Genomic DNA, 24,786 nt, shown 5'->3' on the forward strand with positions numbered 1-24,786 from the left:
AATATGGCTACAGTAATAAATATGCCAAGACTAAGCGACACCATGGAAGAAGGTGTTGTGGAAAAATGGTTAAAAAAAGTTGGAGATAAAGTTGAAGAAGGCGATATTTTGGCAGAAATCGAAACAGATAAAGCTACGATGGAATTTGAATCATTTCATGAGGGAACTTTATTATATATTGGTATTCAAGAAGGTGAAACTTCTCCTGTTGATGTTCTTTTAGCTATTATTGGCGAAGAAGGTGAAGATATTTCCGCACTTATAAATGGTGCTCCTGAGACTGCAAAAACGGCAAATAAAGAAGAAGTTAAAGAAGATGCGAAAGATGATGAAACAACTTCAGAAACTTCCAATACAGAGATTGCTGCAATTCCTGATGGAGTGCATGTAATCTCTATGCCACGTTTAAGTGATACCATGACAGATGGTACTGTGGCTTCTTGGTTAAAAAAAGTTGGAGATAAGGTTGAAGAAGGTGATATTTTAGCAGAAATAGAAACAGACAAAGCAACCATGGAATTTGAATGTTTCTACGAAGGAACCATCTTATACATCGGTGTTCAAGAAGGAGAAACAGCTCCTGTAGATAGCTTATTAACGATTATTGGTCCTGAAGGAACCGATATTTCTGCAATTGTTGCCAATGATGATGCTGCGGAAAACGCACCTGCTAAAAAAGTAATTCCTTCAGAAAAGGAAGAAGATAAAAAGGAAGCAAAAAAAGAAGAAAATATTGTTGAAACGAGTGCATCAACAAGCACAAATACTTCAGGCGGACGCATATTTGCATCTCCTTTAGCAAAGAAAATAGCGGCTGACAAAGGCATTAATTTAGCAGATGTTTCTGGTTCTGGTGAAAACGGTAGAATTATTAAAAAAGATATAGAAAACTACACACCTGCTGCAAAACCAGCTGAAGTTGAAAAATCAGAAAAAACGGAAACAGCTCCTGCAATGAATTTTGTTGCTGCTGGCGAAGAAAAATCTGAAGAAGTTAAAAACTCTCAAATGCGCAAGGCAATTGCAAAAGCTTTAGGAAGTTCTAAATTTACGGCACCAGATTTCAGTTTAAATATTGAAGTGGATATGGATAACGCAATGGCTTCCAGAAAAATTATCAATGCAATTCCAGATGTAAAAGTATCCTTTAATGATATGGTTGTAAAAGCCTGTGCAATGGCTTTGCAAAAACATCCTCAAGTTAATACTTCTTGGACCGATAATAATACAATTTATCACAGTCACATTCACGTGGGAGTTGCTGTTGCCGTAGATGATGGTTTATTAGTGCCTGTTGTAAAACACACCAATACTTTGAGTTTAACGCAAATTGGCGCATCTGTTAGAGATTTAGCGGGAAAAGCAAGACATAAAAAAATAGCGCCAGCAGAAATGCAGGGAAGCACGTTTACAGTTTCTAATTTAGGCATGTTTGGTATCGATAATTTCACTTCAATCATCAATCAACCGAATTCAGCAATTTTATCTGTAGGTGCCATTGTTGAAAAGCCCGTTGTTAAAAATGGACAAATAGTGGTTGGAAATACAATGAAATTAACGTTAACCTGTGATCACAGAACCGTTGATGGAGCTGTTGGAGCTCAGTTTTTACAAACATTAAAAACATTTATTGAGAATCCTGTTACGATGTTAGCATAGTTTCTAAAATAATACATACTAAAAAAGCTCGATCTGATATTTCAAATCGAGCTTTTTTTTTGAAGTAACTTTCCTGCTGTAAATTTTAAATCCTCAACAAAAACAGCAATTTTGCAAGTCTTTTTTGTGGTTTCCTTTGTTACTAAGCCACATAAAATAAAAGGGCGTAAATACTCTTTGTTATAGGTCTAAAAACAACTTTTCAATTCACTCTTAAAGTAAGATATTCTTAAAAAAAATCGCAAAAAAAAAGACTGCCTTTTCAGACAGCCTCTTTTCTAATTATACAAAGAATTCAACTATTATTTAGAAGCTAATAACTTAATTGGTAAAGTATATACTTCTGAAGTTGTAGCAGTAGATACTTTCTTATAGTTTAATCTATTTTTTACGAATGCATCAATACTCTCGTTTTTAGTATCTACATATAAAACAACGATTTCATTTTTACTGTTAATCATAATTTTTACAGTAACTTTTTCCGTTTCTTTTAATGAAAATTCAGAATTCTTAAGCAATTTCTGAACATCTTTAGTGATCGTAGTCATTACTCCTTTTTTGTCAGCAGGAGTTTCATTATTTGCCGATACTAAGCTGCTAAATCCTATTAAAAAAGCAACAATTAAAGTTTTAAATTTTAAGGTATTCATTTTTTTATTTTTATAATTTGATATGGTTTGTTTGTTAACCGAGACAAAATTACCCCCTATTAAAAGTTAAAACTGTTAGAGCTCCCTTAAAAAAAACGTAAATAAAAGTTAAAAAAAGGGCTAAAATAAGGATGTTTACAATTTCTTAACTTTCTGTTTTTCAAAAATTTACAACCGTTTTTTAGACATCCATATGAATTCAAAACAAACCAAATCAATATGATAAGAAACAAGTAATTTATTTGTAAAGTTCTTCAAAATAATAAAGATTATTTACATTCTTCATTTATTTTTTTTAACAGCGAATTTTGATTGAATAAAATCTAAACCCTTTGAATTATTAGCCGAATATTATCTTTTTGTATGAGAATATATGACAACAATAATTTGACTCAAAAACGATGTAAGAAATATCGCTATCAATCATCCTTTTTATATGAGATGATATGTAAAGAAAACCCATTCCTAATCCATTTAAACCTTTCCTTTCGTTAAAAAGGTGAACTGTTCACTTAAATAATTTAAAGTTTTAAAACATCATCAAAAACCGAAATTCTATTATTAGATTCCCGTTTTCACGGGAATGACCATTTCAACGGAAACCCCGACCCAGAGCATCGAGGAATTCTTTTCGATTAAAAATAACTCTTAAAGGTTTTTCATTATAGATCTTTTTATTGTTTTTTCCGCTTGTTTAATAGGTCTTTCATTATGGTATATTACGACTCTAAATGTATCTCCTAATTTTAATTTAATCCATTTTGAAATTGAAATAGCAGTTTTAGTTTTGTCAAGATTAACATTTTTTGATACATCTAAAAGTTCAATTATTTGATGTTGTTGATTCATAAACTTTTCAAGTGTTTGAATATTCAGTTTTGAGTTTAGTGGATTCATAGATTTAAATGTTTTCATTTTATTTAAATCCTCATTGTAAGAAACTGATTTGCTAAAATATGTTCCTAACCAATTACTTTTAAATATTTCTGAACTTTTATGTTGTGAAGCCTTTATCTTTTTCGTTATTTCCGGAATATAAAAATCTCCCTATCTATTAAGGTGTTCAATGCACTCTAGAGCACTCCAACTTTCATTATTTTGTTTCCAATTTAGTGAAGCTAAAGTTTCCTCTTTTAATAGTTCTACGCTATTCAAATTCTCACGTGAAATCTACCATTGACGTTTTTATTAAATAATTGTTTTTTAGTGATTTAAAGGTCGATTAAAGTTACTTGTATTTTTACAATTATTTTGTAATTCAGTATATTTAAAACCAATTTACGTCATCTTCTAAGCTTGTAAAAATTTTTTTCTTGGGTCTCGAACTGACAAAGAATATGATCATTCTTAATAAACCGATTGTCACTTCGAGTGAAATTTATTTTTCAGAAATTTTGTATCGAGAAGCTTTTAATTTCTATTTACTTCTTTACTTCTAAAATGTTCTCGATACAATTTGAATGAGTTCTCGATACAATTTCAATGAGTTCTCGATACAATTCCGATGAAAAATCGGAATCACTCGAACTGACACTTGGATTTACTTTAAAAATCGAAATCTAAACTCGACCTATTTTATTTTTCGTAGGAATTCAAAAGAGATGCAACGGCTAAGTGTCCAAAGCTTGTCCTCAACTTGATTGGGGAACTCAATAATAAGTCTGGACACGAAAGTGAAATCGCTTGTAGAATTCAAGACTACCAAAACCAAAATATATTTTGGTTGTAGGTAACTCGCATAGCGAAAAAGTAAGTCTAGATTTTTGGTGAAGCCTGTGCTGAACTAGATTCAGTATTCATCAATGGAAAAGAAAAGAAGAATAAAAGAAAAATATACTTTTAACTAGTTTATGTAAAAACATTATTAGGTTTTTTAAACTAAAAGATTGCTTCAATCGTGCCTCTTTCGCAATGACGTGCTGCCCCTAGAACCGTCATTGCTAATAACGAAGCAATCTCTTTTTTGGATATGCTAAATCAAAAGATTGTTTTTTGGTATATAGGTTCTCGATACAATTTCAATGAGTTCTCGATACAATTTCAATGAAAAATTGAAATCACTCGAACTGACACCTCGATTATCATTGACGTCTTTATTAAATAATTGTTTTTCAGTGATTTAAAGGTGGGTTAAAGTTACTTGTATTTTTACAATTATTTTGCAATTCAGTATATTTAAAACCAATTTACGTCATCTTCTACGCTTGTAAAATTTTTTTTCTTGGGTCTCTAATAGACTTTGTAATAATTTTTCAGTTGCTATTGTCATGATATTATTTTTTCACAAATGTCTATGTATTATCTGATAAAAAAATTGATTGAAATTAAGATTTTTTAATTCTTGATAAAGTTTCAGGAGTCATCCTTAAATACGACGCAATATATTTATTTGGTATTTCCTGAAATAATTGAGGACTTCGTTTTAAAACTCTCTGATATCTTTCAACAGGAGAGGACGTAAGAATATCTCTTTCTCTTTCCATTTGTTGTAAAACAAAGTTTTCTAAAATAGAAATCCAACTATTTTTATTCTCGATTGATGATTCTATGAAAGATTCATAATCTTTTTTAGTGATGACTTTAACAGTTGTTTTTTTTAGCGCCTGAATATAAAAGTCAGATGGCTTTTCATTCAAGAATGAATCTAAGGAGGCTATAAGGTTGTCTTTATAACCAAACCTAATTGTGTGTTCTTCGTATTCATCAATTACGAATATTCTCAAGCTTCCATTGATGACTAAATAGATATTAGTGTCAATACTTCCTTTTACTTTTAAATATTCATTACGCTCTAATGCTATCTCTCGATCCCAAAGATTCTGCTCGTTTATTTTATCAATTAAATTAGTAATCGGATTCATGTTAGCTTTCGGTAACGATTTTGTGCATTATTAGCTGTGTGGTTTGGCAACTAATAACCGAATTTAAAGTTTTGGTAAGTGAGCAAAAAGAAAGCAATTAATTTTGTACTATTTTGTGTTTAATTATTTTCCCACCTGCTTTTGAATCCAATCCATAAGTTCATCTTTATTGATTGAATCCCAAGTTGATTGTGTATTCTTATGTTGTGACGGATTGTCTTCAGGTTGTAATACAATTAATTCAGTATTTTCATTTCCCGCTATTCTCAATTCAGCTAAAAAGCCAACGATATCAGTCGAATTATTTTCGTAAAGTGTTCTTAGTTGTTTTGTCAGCTTATATTTTATTGCTGGTTCTATGTAGGCTAGAACGCCATAATCTTTGTAAATCTTAACATTTTCGTTCTTTTCATCAAAGTAACTATACGATGAGAAGTTGTGATAATTTTCGGGATTCGTTTTTGGTGTTCCTCCCAAGTTCGTTTCCAATAGATAATTTATAAATTTTGGTTCCCAAAGGTCAATTCGGTTAATTCTTATATCACGTTGATGTTGATACCATTTTCTTGTAAAATCCATCGTAAAATTGCAAGCGACAATGCCTTTAATTTTAAGTTGAAATTTAAAATCACTCTCTTTCATAAATTTAATGTAACGCATGGCTCTATGTCCAACTAAACTTGCTCCTAAAAAGAAAATGTTGTCGTTTGGTAAATTATATGTTTCGAATACTTCTTTAATTAGCTCATGCGTAGAAATCATAGATGATTTAGAAAAGTAAAAGTCAAGAGGTATTTCGGTTGAAACTGACAATACTGCAAAGTCTTTTTCCGATGCTTGCGTATACATCTGCTTTGAGCTCCTGTTCTTCTGGTCATACTTTGAATCTTCGAGGAAAATGAGCACACCTTTTATTTCCTTATTTTCAGGAAGCATTAAGGTATACCCTCTTTCAATAAAAGGGAAAAAGTCGTTTTCTTCGATTCCAACTCTTAGGCTATCATTTTTTAGGGGTTTGTAATATTCAACCATTTTCTGTGAAAAAGATTTCGTACTAAAAACAATCAGGAAGAGTAAAAATAATACCTTATAGGGTGTTTTCATTATCGTTTGTTTTTAACTCTGACTTACGTCAATTTGACCAGCTTATTTACATTTATTTACAAACAAATATTATTCAATTCAAATTTATCAATTTGCTTTTGAATTCGCTTTACCAAACTTAATTTTCTTTCTTGATCAAAGTGTAGCTATCCTTATGGTTTTTTATAAAGAATTCCCTTTGTACTGGTATTTCAAATAATAACTGCTAGTTTTCTTGCATTACCTGGTATTGCTCAACTCTCAAAATCAAAACAATACCAACATATTTCATTTTTTGTCATGAACTGAGAAATAAATTACAAACATCTTGGCGCAAATAAAACACTTATTCCTTAGATGAATACCTTTATTTTCTAAAACGCTCAAATACTACCACAATCCTTTTTATGATAAAAAACCCCTTATTTAATTGTAAATTTGAGTATCAATAATTCTCCCTATTATGAAAACAGAAACCATCAAACAAGCAGTAATTCTTTTAATCGCTGTCATCGGCTTATACCTTTCAGGACTTAACTTAATAAAAATTTCTAACATACAATCTTTGTCGGATGTAGTAACGGTCATGACTTTCTTTGCTTGTTTCTTCCCAGCTTTAATTTTGACAGCAAACTTATCTGCTAAAGCTTTAAAATCATTTTTAAAAGTTGCAACACATTAGATTTAAAATTTAATAGCGATTAACATGAATACATTCCCCTAAAATGATTATCGCTATCAGTTTCCTCCAAAAAAACTTAATGAGTTTCTCTTTAAGTTTTTTTTATATAACCAAGTATCTTTCCTGAACTTTAATCGTTAACTTTTACATATTTTTAACGCCTTACTACCTTTTTAGGCGCTTTCAATGTCAATTTATAAAAATTTTAAAATAGAAATTACAAGTATTATCGCCCTAATAAAAACAGTTATTCCTTGAATTAATACCTTTATTTTCTAAAACGCTCAAATACTACCACAATCCTTTTTATGATAAAAAACCCCTTATTTAATTGTAAATTTGAGTATCAATAATTCTCCCTATCATGAAAACAGAAACCATCAAACAAGCAGTAATTCTTTTAATCGCTGTCATCGGCTTATACCTTTCAGGACTTAACCTAATAAAAATTTCTAACATACAATCTTTGTCGGATGTAGTAACGGTCATGACTTTCTTTGCTTGTTTCTTCCCAGCTTTAATTTTGACAGCAAACTTATCTGCTAAAGCTTTAAAATCATTTTTAAAAGTTGCAACACATTAGATTTAAAATTTAATAGCGATTAACGTGAATACATTCCCCTAAAATGATTATCGCTATCAGTTTCCTCCAAAAAAACTTAATGAGTTTCTCTTTAAGTTTTTTTTATATAACCAAGTATCTTTCCTGAACTTTAATCGTTAACTTTTACAGATTTTTAACGCCTTACTGCCTTTTTAGGCGCTTTCAATGTCAATTTATAAAAATTTTAAAAGAGAAATTATAAGTATTATCGCCCTAATAAAAACAGTTATTCCTTGAATTAATACCTTTATTTTCTAAAGAGTACAAATACTACCGCGATCCTTTTTTGGCTATAAAAACCATCATTTAATCGTAAATTTAAGTAATGATATTTTTCATTAATTTAAATTTCCCTAATCATGAAAACAGATACCCTAAAACAAACAGCTCTCTTTTTAGTCTGTGTAATCGGTTTAACTTATTCAGGATATAATTTAATCACATCGACGAGTATAACTTCTTTATTAGATATGTTAAATCTTATCGTCTTTTTTGCTTGTTTTTTTCCTAGTTTAATTTTGTTAGTAAATTTATCTACTAAAATTTTAAAAGCATTTACGAAACCTGAAACGCGACAAATTTAAAAGTTAATAATCATCAACAGGAATTCAGCTCCCCCAACCTTTTGTATGAGAAAACAATATTCCCCCAAAGCCAAAAAAACTTAATGAGCTTCTCTTTAAGTTTTTTTTTGATTAAAAACTAAGTGACTTTCCTTTACTTTAATCACTAACTTTCACAGCTTTATAACACGATACTTTCCTTTTATTTGCTTTTAATTATAATTTATAAAAATTTTAAAAGAGAAATTACAAGCATAATTACCCAAATAAAAACACTTATTCCTTAAATGAATACTTCTATTTTCTAAAACACTCAAATACTACCGCGATCCTTTTTATGATAAAAAACCCCCTATTTAGTTGTAAATTTAAGTAATGATATTTTTCATTAATTTAAATCTCCCTAATCATGAAAACAGATACCCTAAAACAAACAGCACTTTTTTTAGTCTGTGCAATCGGTTTAACTTATTCAGGATATAATTTAATCACATCGACGAGTATAACTTCTTTATTAGATATGTTAAATCTTATCGTCTTTTTTGCTTGTTTCTTTCCTAGTTTAATTTTGTCAGTAAATTTATCTACTAAAATTTTAAAAGCATTTACGAAACCTGAAACGCGACAAATCTAAAACTCAGCAATCATCTACAGGAATTCAGCTCCCCCAACCTGTTGTATGGCGCAATACGTATTAAAAAACTCAAAATAATTTCTTTCTAGACTTTCATAATTCCTTTTAAAGCTTCTATCAATTTAGTAATCTTCTGTCAGGGCACATCGTTTATTTTTATCTTACTTTTAAAAAAAATACCGTTAAGAAGGCTCTAGTAGTTGTTTTTAAATTCAATTAATCTAAAAGGTAATTGAATTTATTTACACTAAATTAATGGTCAGTACAGCTCTATTGTAACACTTTTTAACAGGATATTAAAAAACATAAATTATCATTTCTGCAACCTAAACGATATAAATTTCATATCACATAATTTATGTTTACTCAAATTTTTGAAGTGACAATTTATAAAACATAGTCTTTCAAAACCTTCCTAAATTTTATGCAATACCGTATATTTAGAAACTATAAAAAATTTTAAATATAAAATATGCGAATAGGTATTATTATTGGACGAATAGGGGGTGTTGATGGTGTTGCTCTTGAAACTGAAAAATGGATAGATGTTTTAAAGAAGCTAGGTCATGAAGTTTTTATTATGGCTGGAGAATTTGAATCTTGGAACATAGATTATGAACATGACTATTTGTATCCAGTTTTGTCCTTTTTTTCAGTGGAAGCAGAATGGGAACAACGCAAAGCATTTTTCGAACCTGATAAAGAGCCAGACGCATTATTAGAACATGTTGAGAATGCTTCTAATATGATTTATAAAACCATGCTTACCTGGGTTAAAGATAAAAAAATTGATGCGATTCTTTCAGAAAACGCCTCTGCCCTTCCCTGCCATTTATCGATGGGTGTTGCTATAAAAAAACTGATTCTAAAAACAGGTTTACCTATTGTAACGCATGATCATGATTTTCATTGGGAACGTGGCCAGCGGTATGTTTCTGTGCATCCTGAAATCAACCAATATGTTGATGACAACTTTCCTTTATTACTTCCTGATGTAAAACACGCTGCCATTAATACATTTGGCGTAGAAACTTTTAAAAATAGATTTAATCTTGATGCTACTTTGGTCCCTAATGTCATGGATTTTAATCGAATTTACGGTGTACCAACTCCAGAAAATGAATTTTTCTTGAGAAATATTGGTGTTAAAGAAGATGACATTGCTTTATTACAGGTAACTCGTATTGTAAGGCGGAAAGGAATCGAAACTGCGATATCCTTAATTGATAAGCTAGATGATAAAAAGCTAAAACTAGTCATTACCGGTAATAATAATGATGATGAAAATAAAGAATATTATAATGAGTTAATTGATCAAATTCATGAATTAAATCTATCGAATCAAATCATTTTTGCGGCGCACAAAGTTTTAGATCATAAAGATTTATCTGATGTGTATGCGCATGGTAGAGCTGCTACTTATTTTAGCACGTATGAAGGTTTTGGAAATGCTCTTGTTGAAACAGTACTTGCCAAAAAACCCATATTCGTCAATAACTACAAACCTGTATACATGCAAGATATTGGAAATAAAGGATTTGAAACAGTCATGATCGAAGACAGCAATCTAACCCCAGAAAGTGTGCAACAAATGTCCGACATCATCTACAACCCAAAGCGATGCCTAGAAATTGGTGAGTACAACTTTAAGCTTGGCAAAAAATATTTTTCATATGATGTACTTGAAGAAAAATTAAGTGCCTTATTTACATTTTAAGAAACTAAAAAATGACTCAAATAACAACAGCAAAAATTACCAATATCTTAAAAGAATTAAAGAATGAAAAAATAAATACGTGGTTTGATCTCGGTTTATTTATGGATAAATTTAAAGAACAAAACTTCCCATTAGCTTTTAATGACGATGCATCAGCGTTTAATTCTCATGTAGAAAAAGGAGGTATTGCTTTCCTTACCTTTTATTTTACGATAGATGGCATCACTGTAGAAACTGAAAAGTATGCTAAAACTTTTAAAAGCATTTATCCAAATATCCCTATCCACTTTATTGCAGGAGACATAAAAGAGGAGGCAGATGAGTTGATTCCTGAAGATGCCTTTAAAAAAATAATTCCAGAAATGGAAGCTTTTAATGCTTGGCCTTTATATGATGACTTCTTTAAAATTAAAATGGAGCGCGGAAGTAGCGAGTATAACGATCTCATCGGTAAGTTTTGGAAAGAAGTTTTAGTGCTCGTCGAAAAATTAGGAACCTATATTGAAGAAAATGATATTTCGCTGTTATATCTTATCAATGTTTGTTCTAATCCTGGCAATGTCTCTTTAGCCTTGGCTACCGTTTTAATTTCTGAGTATTTAGGCATTCCTGTTATCAATAATAATCATGATTTTTACTGGGAAGGTGGGCATAGAAAAGAAGAAATCAATAAGAAAGGCCTAAAAAAAGGACCAAGAGATTTCTTTTTTCATAATGCACACATCGGTGAATTTTTCTCGATTATTGAAACGATTTATCCTTGGGCAAGTCGCTCTTGGATGAACGTAAACATTAATAAAATTCAGCAAAATCACCTCATCAAAATTAATGGTCACAATCCGGCAAATGTGGCGCTATTAGGCACAGCGGTAGACACCAAATTACACCAAATGAGTAAACGCGACATCATAAAAGCGTTTATGCAAGTTTCCACGATTTTTGCAAATAAAAAAGAGACCATAACAGTTCATACCGCAGCAAAACACAAAGAGAGTAAGCGATCCTTAAAACCGATACTTTTAGGGCATAAAGCGATTAAAAAATTAGATTTTGTAAATAATAATATTGTTTTTTTACAACCCACTAGAGTCATCAGTAGAAAATCTATTGAGCTTAATTTCAAGCTTATCAAGCGGCTATTTTCTTATAAGCCATTTGCTGAAAAATTTATTCATAATTCACAATTAAAATTATCGCTCATTGTTTCTGGACCAATTCCGCATGGGCAACAAAATTATTATCATGATTTAAAAAAGGACTTTACTAATTTCCTAAAGGAGCTTCCCAAAGAATTTAAATCGAAGGTACTTCTTGGGTTTTTATTTAGTGAATTTGACAAAAACGAGTTTAAGAAAAAATATAAAAAACCTTTAGATATTGAGCAACTTTACGATGTAGCTTCCTTAATTTTATTACCTAGTCAAACGGAAGGAAGAGGCTTACCCATTATAGAAGCTGCGGCTTGTGGTACCCCCATTTTTTGCAGACAATATGAACCAAGAGAAGTGTATGATCAAGTTATTGGACGCCATCTCGATGAGTCGCTTCGTCTGAAGGTTTTAGAATTTAAAGGATCAAAAATACCTAAACAGCTAGCAGAAAATATTTGCGACCATGTATTTTATCCTCAAAACAGAATCATTGACGTTACCCACAACAGAAACGTTATTAGAAAACGCTATAGTATTGAATCTTTGCAAGAAAACATGCAATATATTCTAAAGCGAATGCATTTGCAGTTGAATTCTATATCATTTCAAGACAACCCTCAAGTGGTTAGTTTATTAAAAACCTATAAAACATCTGTGAATTTTGAGAATGATGATCTCAAAGCAATTCTTAATAAAAAAACTCGGCATTACTTGCCAGGCTATGGACGCTTATCTTTTATGTTGTATCTAAAATCCTTAATTGACCCAAGCTTTTTTAGAGTTGAAGAACAACTTATTAAAGGAAGAGTCATGGGCTATGCGAGCATGATGGAAAATGACATTCCGGATTTGGTCAACACGAATTTAGAACTCATTCATAAGTATTATAATGCCATCGATGATATTTTTAAATATGTTGATGGGGAAATTTCAATACGACATGATCATGCGCTCTCTTATCGTCATAGAAATAAAAAATCTTATGCCTACCAAGCATTCACCTATCAAGAAATAACAGGTTTGGTAAACATGATTTACAGTGATATTTTTAAACCCAAACATCTTCCAGATTTAACATTAGCACCGCAATTTTTTGCAGATTGGGAATTGGCCTTATTTCAGCTCACCAACAGCAAATTTCTCGGTATCGATGATCGAAAAATATTAACTAAAAATTTAAAAAAGAATGTACCTAAAGGGTATTTTCCTGGTCGTTATATAAAACACGAGTTAGAATATTTTGTATTGCAACCCATAAGAGCACAGCTAAAATTAACAATAGAGCAAGAACTAACGGCAGAAGTGCTTCAAACGAAAGTTGAAAAATTAGAAAAAGTGTATATTTTTATCCATGAGGAAAGAATAACGAAATGGTTCTCGAGCGCAAATATTAAAGACTATTTAGAAAGTGATAGAGAACCTGAATTAGGCCTCCTTTATAAGGCTGGAGTAGTTCAAATAATTGAAACGAAACAATGGTCAGAAGGAGTGCATTTTCCGCAAATGGGCGCAAAAGCAATTAAGATTTTACGAGATATTAAAGCCGCAAATGGTTTTCTGATTACCAATGGTGAATATGCAGCAATGATGACTGATATCGTAGAAATTGACCACTTCCATATAGGAAAGGTTCAATATGAAATGACGGCTAAAATTATGGGCATCCCCAAAGGCAGTGGCTTTATTCAATTTGTACCTGCAGGAGTCCGCACAACCTTGGCGTATCCTACGCCTATTCAAACAGCGAAAGATTTTGATTTGGCACTCAAGAGTTCTTTATTTGAAGAATTAAAAAATACGCTTGGAGAAAAGGAATTATTAGATCTTATTTCTAAAGATGCTATTGAAAACGGAACCCCTATTGCGACATTATTAGATACCATAAAAGAAAATTTAGAGGACACTAAAACAGCTCAAAAAGTAAAATCATCGTTTGCTGGAGGTGTTTATGAAGATGGTTTACCTTGGAGTGGTGTATTGGCTGAAATTGATACTAAAAAACATCATTGGAAGTTTGCAGCACACATTGCCAATAGAGACCCAAAAAATGTTCCTGCATTGATCAAGGAATATCAAAAGAAAAGTAAAAACCCAAACAAAATAGAATTAGCTTGGAATGGAGGTTACATCTTAAACCCTGAATTGGTTGGAAAACTAGGCTTACCCGAAACCTATATTGGTTCTCCTTTGGGCTTATTAATCATGAATAACAAGGTGTTTTGTCCGCCACTTTTTAACAAACCCGCTTTTATCATCTATAAAAATGGAAATGTCGATATTAGAAAAGTAAATAGTAAAGCAGGTTTTATCATTGTAGATAAACAATATCAACTAGAATTTAAAGCTTCCAATTATAACAAACATGGTAATAAAACTCCTTGCTTTTACGATTTGTCATATGCTGAAGAAACTATTAAAGGAAACGGAAATACAATTGTAAGAATAGCAGGAAATACGGTTAAACAAATTATTAAAACAACCGATAAAGAAACTGTCCCCGTTATTCCTGTAGGCATCACCTTATCAATTCCTTCAAATTTATTTGATGAAAAACGATTTATAGAGGGGAAATCGATACATATTAAATTATTAGAACCAGTAACAAATCCTTATAAATGGGATGAAATATCTTATGCTATTGAAGCTGGCCCCATGTTAATTGACCAGGGAAAGCAAATCTTAAATATGGAAGATGAAGGCTGGAAAACAACCAACTCCATTAAAACACAAGCCGCTAGATTAGATTTTACAGATATGAGAGGCCCAAAAATAGCGGTAGGAATTACTAAAGAAGGAAAATTGATGGTACTCATGGTCAATGGTAGAATTAGAGAATCTGTTGGAGCAACTCATTTTGATATGGTTGATATTCTTTTAAAATATGGCATGGAGAAAGCGATGGGATTTGATCCTGGAGGAAGCAGCACTTTAGTAGTTGATGGTAAAATCATGAATATTTCACCTTATAATAAAAATTATGAGAAAGATATTTATGCCCTACCTCCAGAACCTCGATTTGTTGCCAATGCTATTCTAGGTTGGATTGAAGGATAGTTTGTTATAAGCATCAAATCTATCCTACTTTTTTAAAATTCTAAATTGGCTAAATAAAAATGCGTTATTTTTTATCAGAAGAAATATCATATGTAGTATGTGTAAAGAATGAAAGTATCATATCTGCAAAAAATGGTACTATTTATGGCACCGTAAAACGACTTATAAACGGCCGTTTCTGCCAAATATTTTAACTGTTTTTTTGAAAGATAAGTTTTATCTTTGCACTCAATTTAATAATTAAAAATGAAGAAATTAAGCACGCTATTTTTTAGTATGTTCATGATGATTGCATGCACGCAAGAACACGCTAAAGAATATCTTACCATATCAGGAAAATTAGAAAACAACAAAGATTCTATTATCTCAATAGCCAGTAGAGAAGGTATTATAAAAAAAATAACGCTTAAAAAAGACGGCTCTTTTAAAGATACTTTAAACATACAGAAAGCCGCTATTTATACCTTAACAAGTGCAAATAAAATGTCCCCTATTTATTTAAAAAACGGATATAATATTTCATTAACAGGTAATGCTGATGAATTTATGGAGAGTTTTAAATTTTCTGGTGAAGGTGCATCCAACAGTAATTTTATTTTGGCGCAAATAACAAAGAACCAAACGATGGGGAATCCTCAACTAATCTTGGATTTAGAAGAAGCAGCTTTTCGAGAAAAAGTAGCTGCTATAAAGTCTGAGTATGATAGTATTTTAGAATCTTACACAGATTTAGATAGTACTTTATACACCTCTGTAAAACAACAAAATGAGCAATTAGTTGTGTATTTTGATAATGCCTATGCGAAAAACAAAGTGATGGGAAAAGGAAAGCCTTCTCCTAAATTTGAGAATTATATAGACATAAAAGGGGGTAAAAAATCTTTAGATTCTTTTAAAGGAAAATATGTTTATATCGATGTGTGGGCTACTTGGTGCGGACCTTGTATTCAACAAATACCGTATTTACAAAGTTTAGAAAAAGAATACCACGATAAGAACATTGAATTTGTAAGTATTTCTACAGATGAAGCAAGAAGAAGCGGTGGCTCTTGGGAAGCCGCAGAAAAAAAATGGAGAGATTTTGTAAAAAAGAAAAACATGAGTGGTGTACAGCTTTGGTCTGGACAAGATTATTCTTTTCAGCAAGCATATGAAATCAACGGAATTCCTAGGTTTATCTTAATTGATCCTGAAGGAAAAATCGTAGATGCAAATGCGCTAAGACCTTCGGATCCACAATTAAAAAATTTACTAACATCTTTAGGTCTTTAAGGTTTTAAAACAGCATATAAATAAAAAAGGGAAATTCTTTAAAGAATTTCCCTTTTTTATTTATATCACTATTTTATGCTTAAAAAAAATTACTCTTTGTACACGCCCATATTTGCATATTTGTCCATTCTTTTAGAAACTAAATCTGCATCATTTAAATCTTTTAATTCATTAAATGCGGCAACAATTTGCTCCTGTACTGATTTAAAAGCTTCTTCTCTGTTAGAATGCGCTCCGCCTACCGGCTCCTTAATTATAGCGTCAATTAACTTTAACCTTTTCATATCGGTACCTGTTAATTTTAGTGCGGCTGCTGCTTGTTCTTTAAACTCCCAACTTCTCCATAAAATAGAAGAACAAGATTCTGGAGAAATTACGGTATACCAAGTATTTTCCATCATATAAACCCTATCTCCCACTCCAATACCTAATGCTCCACCAGATGCACCTTCGCCAATTACGATGGTTATAATAGGAGTCTTTAAACGAGTCATTTCAAAAATATTTCTTGCAATTGCCTCACCCTGTCCACGTTCTTCTGCTTCTAAACCAGGATATGCCCCAGGAGTATCTAACAAAGTAACTACAGGAATTCCAAATTTTTCTGCCATTTTCATTAAACGCAAGGCTTTTCTATATCCTTCAGGATTTGCCATTCCGAAGTTTCTGAATTGTCGCGTTTTAGTATTGTATCCTTTTTGCTGACCAATAAACATAAAAGATTGATCGCCAATTTTACCCAAACCACCAATCATGGCTTTATCATCTTTTACATTTCTGTCTCCATGAAGTTCCATAAAAGTATCTCCACAAATGGCTTTAATGTAATCTAATGTATACGGTCTATTTGGGTGTCTAGATAATTGTACCCTTTGCCACGGCGTTAAATTTTTGTAAATATCTTTTTTGGCAGTGGCTAATTTCTTTTCAATTTTTTTGCAAGTGGCAGTAACATCTACATCACTTTCTTTGCCAATAATTTCACATTTTTGAAGCTGATCTTCGAGCTCTTTAATTGGCATTTCAAAATCTAAATATTCCATTTTGCAGTTCTTTTACTTTCGTTAATTGAATAAACAAACATACTACAAAATTTACTTTTTCATACTAATTGATCTTATTTTTTTGATTTTAGTCTTTGCTGAAGTTTATGTTTTATCACCGATTTATTTTTGATAATTCCGTTAAATAGTACCACGCCCAAAACAATACAGGCACCAAAATAAAACTCAGGTTGCATTTTTTCTTTATCCCCAAAAATAAAAAGAGCCAAAATAATAGCATAAATAGGCTCTAAATTAATCGTTAACATTACTGTATAAGGTGATATGTATTTCATAACTCTTACAGAAGCTATAAAAGCATATGCTGTACAAATACTGCTTAAAATAAATAAGTAGCCCCAATCTAAATACGATAATTTAAAAAAAGAAACAGAGAAACTATTATTTAAAAACAGATAAACGGTTACAAACAAGGTTCCAAATAAAAGTTGATATAATGATATATTATTGGCATCGTATTTTTTTACAAATAGGCCGTTTAAAACTGAAAAAAGCGCCCCTAAAAAAGAAGAAATCAATGCATAGATAATGCCTAGTTTATACTGAGTTTCAAAATTAAAAATGATATACAAACCTGCTATGACAATCAAACCGAGGATAATTTCTAACAATTTTATTTTCCTTTTAAAAAAAAAGGGTTCTATGAATGATGTAAAAAAAGCACCTGAACTCATGGTTACCAAAGCTACCGAAACGTTGGAAACTTTTATGGCTTTAAAAAAAAATATCCAATGCAAGGCGATAATAATTCCTGAAAACAAAAATTTTAGCAATCCCTTTTTATCAACATAAAAAGATTTCTTTTTAAACAAAAAATAAATCATGATAAAAATTACCGCCAAACCCATTCTAAAAAATACTAAAGGAATGGCATCAATGGTAATTAACGCACCCAATATGGCGGTAAAACCCCATATAAAAACAATAAGATGCAGTAATAAATAATTCTTTAGTTTACTTTCTAGCATTAAAATAGAGATAAATGGCAACGCAACCAAAAAAGAAGTTAGGCATCCACACATATAAAAGTGAATTTACACCAGCCACAGCGCCTAAAACTTCAGAAATTTTCATTAAAAAAACATAGATAAACATCAAACCAATACCAATGGCTAAATTAACTCCTGTACCTCCTCTTCGTTTTCTATAGGCTAGCGCTACGGCAATGACTGTTAAGATATAAGATGCCATCGGCAAACTTGTTCTTTTATGAAATTCTACCAAATATGCATTTAAATTTTTAACACCTCTCTTTTTAGAAACCTCAATAAATTTATACAATTCATCTGAGGGCATTTCTTGCGCTAAAGCAGATTTATAAATTAAATCTTTGGGTGTAAAACTAAAAACAGTATCTATTTTCCGCCCAGAAAAGATACTATCTCTGTCCTTATAAATTTTTCGTAATCTCCAGTTTTGTAGAGCAAAAGTAGAATCTTTGTTTTGATACTTTATATTATCTGCAACTAATTTTGATTTTAATTGCAAACCATCATAAACCTCTGAGGTAAAATCGTACCCTGAGTTTGTTTCTGTGTTAAAATTTCTAATAAAAATATACGTACTGTCCGTTAATTGTAAACTAAAATCACTTATGTATTTAAATTCTTGTTTCTGACTTCTGGTATTTATAAACTCTTTCTCGAATTTTTTTCTTGTTATACTGCTATTAGGCACCACAAAATGATTCATTAATAAAGATAATAAAGTAACCAAAGTAGCCCCCAAAAAATAAGGATATAAAAAACGCTGAAAAGAAACTTTGGCGTTTGTTATCGCTATAATTTCTGTATTATTAGACAATTTAGAGGTAAATAAAATTACCGCAATAAAGAGCGCCAAAGGCATAAAAGTATTGGCATAATAGATAATGAAATTCTTGTAATACTCATCTGCAATTTGATAAAAGCCTAAATCTACATGTTCTAGAAAATTATCAATTTTTTCAGAAATATCGATTGCCAACGCTATAGGAATCAAAATTAATAGGGTAAACAAAAATGTTACCAAGAATCGTTTTAATATGTACCAATCAATTATTTTCAAATTTTTGATATTAGTTTTTAGTTTTTAGTGCATCGTTTTTGGTTTATCGTAGTTACAAATAATCACCAACCAAAAACAATCAACTACAATCTTTTATCCATTTGTTTTACCATCTTATCTTTCCATTCCCTAAAATCTCCTGCTAAAATATGTTTTCTCGCTTCACGTGTTAACCAAACATAAAAGCCAAGGTTGTGAATAGAGGCAATTTGCTTACCTAACATTTCTTTAGCAACAAATAAATGACGTAAATATGCTTTAGAATGATAAATACCTACCTCTGTAATACCCATTTCATCAATAGGAGAAAAATCATGTTCCCACTTTTTATTTTTAATGTTGATGGTTCCATGCGCCGTAAATAACATTCCGTTTCTAGCATTTCTGGTTGGCATTACGCAATCGAACATGTCAATACCCAATGCAATATTTTCTAAAATATTGATGGGCGTACCAACTCCCATTAAATAACGAGGTTTATCTTCTGGTAAAATTGCCGTAACTATTTCTGTCATGGCATACATTTCTTCAGCTGGTTCCCCTACCGAAAGACCTCCAATTGCATTTGCTTGCGCGCCCGCATTGGCAATATATTCAGCAGATTGTTTTCTTAAATCTTTATATGTACTACCTTGCACTATCGGAAAAAAAGTTTGCTCAAAACCGTATTTAAAAGGTAGTTTTTCAAGGTGATTCATACAACGATCTAACCATCTATGCGTCATATGCATAGAACGTTTTGCATAATTATACTCACAAGGGTACGGTGTGCACTCATCAAAAGCCATGATAATATCTGCACCAATTGTACGCTGTGTTTCCATGACGTTTTCTGGAGTAAAAAAATGCATAGAGCCATCAATATGACTTTTAAACTTTACCCCTTCTTCGTTAATTTTTCTTCTTCCTGATAACGAATATACTTGGTATCCACCTGAATCTGTTAAGATATTTCGATCCCAATTCATAAATTTATGCAAACCACCAGCTTTCTCTAAAATCTCTAATTTAGGTCTTAAATACAAATGATAAGTATTTGCCAAAATAATGTCAGGATTCACCTGATTCTTCAATTCATTTTGATGGACACCTTTTACGGTACCTACGGTTCCTACGGGCATAAAAATGGGCGTTTCTATGATTCCGTGATCCGTAGTAATAACTCCTGCTCTGGCTTGACTCTTTGGGTCTGTTGTTTTTAGGTCGAATTTCATTGAGGGCAAAGATAGTATTATTGTAAGAAGCTAAAAATTAAAAGATTCTTAAAGGTTCAGAAAAAAGTAAACAACTATTTCACAAATTTTTGCGTACACTTTTTCTTTTAAATTAAATGTTTTTGGTTTTCGATTAAAATCTTTTTTTCTTTTTTGATGAAAAACCCAAATTACTTTTTTTATTTTTTGGTGATGATTTTCTAAAAGATGCACTTTTTTTATTAAAGTCATTTTTGGCAGGCGCACTCTTTCTTTTTGGCTTTGCCGACTTTGGTTTGTCTTTTACTACAGAGGCTTCTTCTGTTTTTGAGGAGGATGAAATCATGGCATTAATTTCTTTCATTTCATCTTCCGTTAATTCGCGCCAATCGCCAGTTTGCAAATATCCCAAATCGATGTTCATAATTCGGGTGCGTTTTAACTTGGTTACTTCGTACCCTAAATATTCACACATTCTTCGAATTTGACGATTTAAACCTTGGGTTAAAACAATTTTAAAGATTTTTGCACTGATCTTTTCTACCAAACATTTTTGAGTTATGGTTCCTAAAATCGGAATTCCATTGCCCATTTTCTGAATAAAATCATCTGTGATTACCTTATTTACAGATACAAAATATTCCTTTTCATGATTGTTTCCTGCTCGTAAAATTTTATTGACAATATCTCCATCATTCGTCAGGAAAATCAATCCTTCAGAAGGTTTATCTAAACGCCCAATAGGAAATAATCTTTCGGGGTAATTGATATGTTTTACAATATTATTAGGTTCTCTATCATCTGTTGTAGAAACAATCCCAACAGGTTTATTTAAAGCAATGTATACCGTAACATCTTTTGGTTTTACATCCCGTCCGTTTAATTTTACCACATCTTTTTTACCAACTCTATTTCCTAATTGTGTTGGTTTTCCGTTGATCGTGACTCTGCCCTCTTTGATGAATTTTTCCGCTTCTCTGCGCGAACAAATTCCGGAAGAACTTATGTATTTATTAAGGTTGATAGATTGTTGATTGTTGATATCCAAAAGAAACAGTTTTTTGCAAAAATACATAATTCATTTCAACAAGGGTTCTAACCCCTTGCAATTCATGCATATTTATCTATAATTCTATCGTCCTAAAAGTTAAATTAATTCTAGGTACATTTACCTTTTTAGTAGGCGGTAATCTGTGCATCCAATGGGTTTGCGTCTGTTCTTTCATCACCAACAAACTTCCTTTTTCTAAAATAATATCTATTCTTTGTTTATTTTCTTTGTGTTTAAAAGAAAATTTTCGGGTTGCTCCTAAAGATAGTGATGCGATGGCACCATTTTTTTTGAGCATTTTTTCACCATCTGAATGATAGGCCATGCCTTCATCTCCAGAATGATATAAATTCAACAAGCAAGAATTATACGTTTCGTTGCTTTCTTTTTCAACAATTTCTTTAAGTTCCAGTAATTCTTGAGTCCAAATATTAGCCGTTTTTGTCACTTTAGAATAGGTATAAGAATATTCTGAATCTCCGTACCAAGCTACTTTTCTTTTGGTGATGATTTTCTTTCCAAACATCATGGCTTCATCATTTTTCCAATGAATCGTCTTTAAAAATTGCTGATAATAAAAATCGCTTTGCATCGCATTTAAAATAATACCATGATAATTGGCAACCCCATCAAAGGGTAAAATATTTTTTATTGTATCCGAAGAAAATAAATCCATGCCCTAAAAATACTCAAAAACCATAGAATGCAATAATTTGTTTGTTACTGCTTTTTAAAAACTTTAAGGTTGCGTATTTTTACACCATGGAATTTAAGCTAGTATCAGAATTCTCTCCCACAGGAGATCAACCACAAGCCATCAAAGAACTTTGTGAAGGAATCAAGTCAGGAGAAAGGTTTCAAACCTTATTGGGAGTAACCGGTTCAGGAAAAACATTTTCTATAGCAAATGTTGTCAAAGAAGTGAAAAAACCAACGTTGGTTTTGGCGCATAACAAAACATTAGCAGCCCAATTATATTCCGAATTCAAACAATTTTTCCCGGAAAATGCGGTAGAATATTTCGTTTCTTATTACGATTATTATCAGCCGGAAGCCTACATTCCAGTTACTGGAACCTATATAGAAAAAGATTTATCGATTAATGAAGATATAGAGCGCTTGCGTTTAAGCACCACCTCTTCACTACTCTCTGGCAGAAGAGATGTATTAGTGGTGGCTTCGGTTTCTTGTTTATATGGAATTGGAAATCCCACCGAGTTTAAGAAAAATGTCATTCCCATTCAGGTTGGGCAAACACTCGCTCGCACCAAATTTTTACATCAATTGGTACAAAGTTTGTATTCTAGAACCGAACACGAAATAAAAAGTGGGACTTTTAAAGTAAAAGGAGATGTGGTGACTATTTATCCTTCATATGGGGATAATGGGTATCGTGTTCATTTTTTTGGTGATGAAATTGAAGAAATAGAAGCATTCGATTTAGAGAACAATGCCATTTTAGAAAACTTCGACGAACTTCATATTTATCCTGCCAATTTGTTTGTGACCTCACCAGATGTGTTGCAAAATGCCATTCATCAAATTCAAGAAGATATGATGAAACAGGTCGATTATTTTAAAGAAATTGGCAAACATTTAGAGGCAAAACGTTTAAAAGAACGCACAGAATTTGATTTAGAAATGATTCGAGAATTAGGTTATTGCTCTGGTATTGAAAACTATTCTCGTTATTTAGACGGCAGAGAACCTGGTACAAGACCGTTCTGTTTGTTAGATTATTTTCCTGATGATTATTTAATGGTGATTGATGAAAGCCATGTAACGGTTCCGCAAACCCACGCGATGTATGGCGGCGATAGAAGTAGAAAAGAAAACTTGGTAGAATACGGATTCCGTTTGCCTGCTGCGATGGATAACCGACCTTTAAAATTTGATGAATTTGAAGCTTTGCAAAGGCAAACTATTTTTGTTTCTGCAACGCCTGCTGATTACGAGTTGCAAAAAACGGAAGGTATTTTTGTAGAACAAGTTATTAGACCTACGGGATTGCTGGATCCTATCATTGAAATTAGACCGAGTTTAAATCAAATTGATGATTTAATTGAAGAAATACAAATTAGAGTAGAAAAAGACGAACGTACTTTGGTGACGACGTTAACCAAAAGAATGGCAGAAGAACTCACTAAATATTTAACAAAAGTTGCCATTCGTTGTAGATACATTCATTCTGATGTAGATACTTTAGAGCGGGTAGAAATTATGCAAGATTTACGGAAAGGTTTGTTTGATGTTCTCATTGGTGTAAATCTTTTGCGTGAAGGTTTAGATTTACCAGAGGTTTCTTTAGTGGCCATTTTAGATGCCGATAAGGAAGGTTTTTTAAGAAGTCACCGATCCATAACACAAACCGTGGGTAGAGCTGCAAGAAACGTAAATGGACTCGCTATTTTATATGCTGATAAAATAACCAATAGCATGCAAAAAACCATTGATGAGACGGATAGACGTAGAGAAAAACAAATTGCCTATAATACCAAAAACAACATTACTCCTACTCAAATTAATAAACGAATTGAAGATACGTTAACGAAATCTGCCGTTTCTAGCTATCATTATGACAATGCTAAACAAGTGGCTGCAGAGCAAGATTTACAATATTTACCGAAAGAAGAAATAGAAAAACGAATTAGAACGAAACGCAAAGAAATGGAAGCTGCCGCCAAACAATTAGATTTTATTGTGGCTGCTAAATTAAGAGATGAGATCGCTGTTTTAAAAGAAAAAGTATAATTTTTTGTAGTCGTTTAGAGAACTGAATGTAAAAATAAAGTCGATAAATATTCTTATAAAAAATCATTGTTGTCCGATAAAAGATAAAAAAGACCGCTTTCGCTGTTAGAATAAAGAACAAAGACTTGAATGTAACTAACTGAAAAACAATATTATTATGATTTTAAATTTTTCGATACATCATAAATTCTAAAGCGGTTTTAAAAGCAAGGTATGCTACTTTAAAGGCTCTTCAAAATCAATATTATCAATACTTTAAAACACTTTAGCTAATTTTAATCGGACAACACTAATAAAAAATATAAAAATTACAAATCATGAAAACCACTAAAACACCAAACTTTTTTATACTCATGATTTCTTTGGTGCTAGGGCGTGCATTGTTTAATCAGTTCAACTTTGAACAAATGCAGTTTGAAAACAATGCATTGGCAGCTGTTTATAGCATCACTTTTGTATTGAGTGTCTACTTTTTAGTTAAGGATTGGAGAAAAACTCCAAAAAAATAGCGTTCATTTCGTTAGAATCGTCTAAAAAAAATTGAAATCCCCATTATTTCATTTTACAATCTTCATTTATATTGGATTAAATTTATGGGTACGGTAAAGAAACTCCTATCTATTTAATGTTATCATAATAAAAAAATGATACAATGCACAAAGTTTGGCTCTAGGCAAGCATTTTTATAACTTTGCATCATGAAAGTTAGGATACATACATTGCGTAACTTTAGAATATTTAATTTCAATTT

20 protein-coding genes are annotated in these 24,786 nt (G+C 31.6%); 10 read left to right on the forward strand and 10 right to left on the reverse strand.

What is annotated here, in order from left to right:
• Positions 1–3 precede the first annotated feature (3 nt).
• Positions 4–1,659, forward strand: a complete 1,656-nt coding sequence (locus tag K8354_RS07790; protein WP_223447003.1) for a dihydrolipoamide acetyltransferase family protein — start codon at positions 4–6, stop codon at positions 1,657–1,659.
• Positions 1,660–1,961: 302 nt separating this feature from the next.
• Here the strand turns inward: K8354_RS07790 and K8354_RS07795 are convergent, their stop codons facing one another.
• From K8354_RS07795 to K8354_RS07810, 4 genes are all read right to left on the reverse strand, one after another.
• Positions 1,962–2,309 (reverse strand): hypothetical protein, encoded by a 348-nt coding sequence (locus K8354_RS07795; protein WP_223447004.1) that lies wholly within the window; start codon positions 2,307–2,309, stop codon positions 1,962–1,964.
• A gap of 648 nt (positions 2,310–2,957) precedes the next feature.
• On the reverse strand, positions 2,958–3,224 hold the full coding sequence (locus K8354_RS07800) for a hypothetical protein (protein WP_223447005.1): 267 nt from the start codon (positions 3,222–3,224) through the stop codon (positions 2,958–2,960).
• 1,409 nt (positions 3,225–4,633) lie between these two features.
• A complete protein-coding gene (locus tag K8354_RS07805) occupies positions 4,634–5,170 on the reverse strand; it encodes a Crp/Fnr family transcriptional regulator (protein ID WP_223447006.1) in 537 nt (178 codons plus the stop codon).
• A gap of 123 nt (positions 5,171–5,293) precedes the next feature.
• Positions 5,294–6,274 (reverse strand): hypothetical protein, encoded by a 981-nt coding sequence (locus K8354_RS07810; protein ID WP_223447007.1) that lies wholly within the window; start codon positions 6,272–6,274, stop codon positions 5,294–5,296.
• A 442-nt stretch (positions 6,275–6,716) separates the two neighbouring features.
• Between K8354_RS07810 and K8354_RS07815 the strand changes: the two genes are divergently transcribed.
• From K8354_RS07815 to K8354_RS07845, 7 genes are all read left to right on the forward strand, one after another.
• Positions 6,717–6,935, forward strand: a complete 219-nt coding sequence (locus K8354_RS07815) for a hypothetical protein (protein WP_223447008.1) — start codon at positions 6,717–6,719, stop codon at positions 6,933–6,935.
• Positions 6,936–7,299: 364 nt separating this feature from the next.
• A complete protein-coding gene (locus tag K8354_RS07820) occupies positions 7,300–7,518 on the forward strand; it encodes a hypothetical protein (RefSeq protein WP_223447008.1) in 219 nt (72 codons plus the stop codon).
• A 380-nt stretch (positions 7,519–7,898) separates the two neighbouring features.
• Positions 7,899–8,123 carry a hypothetical protein gene (locus K8354_RS07825; protein ID WP_223447009.1) on the forward strand — a complete coding sequence of 75 codons (225 nt, stop codon included), beginning with the start codon at positions 7,899–7,901 and terminating at the stop codon, positions 8,121–8,123.
• 388 nt (positions 8,124–8,511) lie between these two features.
• Entirely contained in the window at positions 8,512–8,736 is a 225-nt protein-coding gene (locus K8354_RS07830; RefSeq protein ID WP_223447010.1) for a hypothetical protein, read from the forward strand.
• Positions 8,737–9,208: 472 nt separating this feature from the next.
• Entirely contained in the window at positions 9,209–10,453 is a 1,245-nt protein-coding gene (locus K8354_RS07835; RefSeq protein ID WP_223447011.1) for a glycosyltransferase family 4 protein, read from the forward strand.
• 11 nt (positions 10,454–10,464) lie between these two features.
• On the forward strand, positions 10,465–14,658 hold the full coding sequence (locus K8354_RS07840; protein WP_223447012.1) for a phosphodiester glycosidase family protein: 4,194 nt from the start codon (positions 10,465–10,467) through the stop codon (positions 14,656–14,658).
• 246 nt (positions 14,659–14,904) lie between these two features.
• Positions 14,905–15,930 (forward strand): TlpA family protein disulfide reductase, encoded by a 1,026-nt coding sequence (locus K8354_RS07845; protein ID WP_223447013.1) that lies wholly within the window; start codon positions 14,905–14,907, stop codon positions 15,928–15,930.
• A gap of 89 nt (positions 15,931–16,019) precedes the next feature.
• On the opposite strand, the gene K8354_RS07850 is transcribed toward K8354_RS07845, so the two are convergent.
• The 6 genes from K8354_RS07850 to K8354_RS07875 form a co-directional block, all read right to left on the reverse strand.
• The gene (locus K8354_RS07850) at positions 16,020–16,973 is read right to left on the reverse strand and encodes an acetyl-CoA carboxylase carboxyltransferase subunit alpha (RefSeq protein ID WP_223447014.1); all 954 of its coding nucleotides are present in this window, start codon (positions 16,971–16,973) and stop codon (positions 16,020–16,022) included.
• A gap of 74 nt (positions 16,974–17,047) precedes the next feature.
• Positions 17,048–17,962 (reverse strand): DMT family transporter, encoded by a 915-nt coding sequence (locus tag K8354_RS07855; protein ID WP_223447016.1) that lies wholly within the window; start codon positions 17,960–17,962, stop codon positions 17,048–17,050.
• Entirely contained in the window at positions 17,949–19,040 is a 1,092-nt protein-coding gene (locus K8354_RS07860; RefSeq protein ID WP_223447018.1) for an LptF/LptG family permease, read from the reverse strand. The genes K8354_RS07855 and K8354_RS07860 overlap by 14 nt, the downstream gene beginning before the upstream one ends.
• A gap of 83 nt (positions 19,041–19,123) precedes the next feature.
• The gene (tgt, locus tag K8354_RS07865) at positions 19,124–20,254 is read right to left on the reverse strand and encodes a tRNA guanosine(34) transglycosylase Tgt (protein WP_223447019.1); all 1,131 of its coding nucleotides are present in this window, start codon (positions 20,252–20,254) and stop codon (positions 19,124–19,126) included.
• Positions 20,255–20,387: 133 nt separating this feature from the next.
• A complete protein-coding gene (gene rluF, locus K8354_RS07870) occupies positions 20,388–21,281 on the reverse strand; it encodes a 23S rRNA pseudouridine(2604) synthase RluF (protein ID WP_223447022.1) in 894 nt (297 codons plus the stop codon).
• Positions 21,282–21,357: 76 nt separating this feature from the next.
• Positions 21,358–21,960, reverse strand: a complete 603-nt coding sequence (locus K8354_RS07875; protein WP_223447023.1) for an alpha-ketoglutarate-dependent dioxygenase AlkB family protein — start codon at positions 21,958–21,960, stop codon at positions 21,358–21,360.
• A gap of 86 nt (positions 21,961–22,046) precedes the next feature.
• On the opposite strand from K8354_RS07875, the gene uvrB reads away from it, so the two are divergent.
• Together uvrB and K8354_RS07885 are read left to right on the forward strand one after the other, a co-directional pair.
• On the forward strand, positions 22,047–24,035 hold the full coding sequence (gene uvrB, locus K8354_RS07880) for an excinuclease ABC subunit UvrB (RefSeq protein ID WP_223447024.1): 1,989 nt from the start codon (positions 22,047–22,049) through the stop codon (positions 24,033–24,035).
• 317 nt (positions 24,036–24,352) lie between these two features.
• On the forward strand, positions 24,353–24,544 hold the full coding sequence (locus K8354_RS07885; RefSeq protein ID WP_223447025.1) for a hypothetical protein: 192 nt from the start codon (positions 24,353–24,355) through the stop codon (positions 24,542–24,544).
• Positions 24,545–24,786: the final 242 nt, after the last annotated feature.

Origin of the sequence: Polaribacter litorisediminis (assembly GCF_019968605.1) — a bacterium.
Lineage (GTDB): Bacteria > Bacteroidota > Bacteroidia > Flavobacteriales > Flavobacteriaceae > Polaribacter > Polaribacter litorisediminis.

Excerpts from the sequence above, each read along its gene's own strand:
- K8354_RS07815 (WP_223447008.1), top strand. The coding sequence starts at position 6,717 with ATGAAAACAGAAACCATCAAACAAGCAGTAATTCTTTTAATCGCTGTC.
- K8354_RS07825 (WP_223447009.1), top strand. The coding sequence starts at position 7,899 with ATGAAAACAGATACCCTAAAACAAACAGCTCTCTTTTTAGTCTGTGTA.
- tgt (WP_223447019.1), bottom strand. The coding sequence starts at position 20,254 with ATGAAATTCGACCTAAAAACAACAGACCCAAAGAGTCAAGCCAGAGCA.
- K8354_RS07795 (WP_223447004.1), bottom strand. The coding sequence starts at position 2,309 with ATGAATACCTTAAAATTTAAAACTTTAATTGTTGCTTTTTTAATAGGA.
- uvrB (WP_223447024.1), top strand. The coding sequence starts at position 22,047 with ATGGAATTTAAGCTAGTATCAGAATTCTCTCCCACAGGAGATCAACCA.
- K8354_RS07790 (WP_223447003.1), top strand. The coding sequence starts at position 4 with ATGGCTACAGTAATAAATATGCCAAGACTAAGCGACACCATGGAAGAA.
- K8354_RS07810 (WP_223447007.1), bottom strand. The coding sequence starts at position 6,274 with ATGAAAACACCCTATAAGGTATTATTTTTACTCTTCCTGATTGTTTTT.
- K8354_RS07820 (WP_223447008.1), top strand. The coding sequence starts at position 7,300 with ATGAAAACAGAAACCATCAAACAAGCAGTAATTCTTTTAATCGCTGTC.
- K8354_RS07850 (WP_223447014.1), bottom strand. The coding sequence starts at position 16,973 with ATGGAATATTTAGATTTTGAAATGCCAATTAAAGAGCTCGAAGATCAG.
- K8354_RS07855 (WP_223447016.1), bottom strand. The coding sequence starts at position 17,962 with ATGCTAGAAAGTAAACTAAAGAATTATTTATTACTGCATCTTATTGTT.
- K8354_RS07835 (WP_223447011.1), top strand. The coding sequence starts at position 9,209 with ATGCGAATAGGTATTATTATTGGACGAATAGGGGGTGTTGATGGTGTT.
- K8354_RS07875 (WP_223447023.1), bottom strand. The coding sequence starts at position 21,960 with ATGGATTTATTTTCTTCGGATACAATAAAAAATATTTTACCCTTTGAT.
- K8354_RS07800 (WP_223447005.1), bottom strand. The coding sequence starts at position 3,224 with ATGAAAACATTTAAATCTATGAATCCACTAAACTCAAAACTGAATATT.
- K8354_RS07840 (WP_223447012.1), top strand. The coding sequence starts at position 10,465 with ATGACTCAAATAACAACAGCAAAAATTACCAATATCTTAAAAGAATTA.
- K8354_RS07845 (WP_223447013.1), top strand. The coding sequence starts at position 14,905 with ATGAAGAAATTAAGCACGCTATTTTTTAGTATGTTCATGATGATTGCA.
- K8354_RS07885 (WP_223447025.1), top strand. The coding sequence starts at position 24,353 with ATGAAAACCACTAAAACACCAAACTTTTTTATACTCATGATTTCTTTG.
- K8354_RS07805 (WP_223447006.1), bottom strand. The coding sequence starts at position 5,170 with ATGAATCCGATTACTAATTTAATTGATAAAATAAACGAGCAGAATCTT.
- K8354_RS07830 (WP_223447010.1), top strand. The coding sequence starts at position 8,512 with ATGAAAACAGATACCCTAAAACAAACAGCACTTTTTTTAGTCTGTGCA.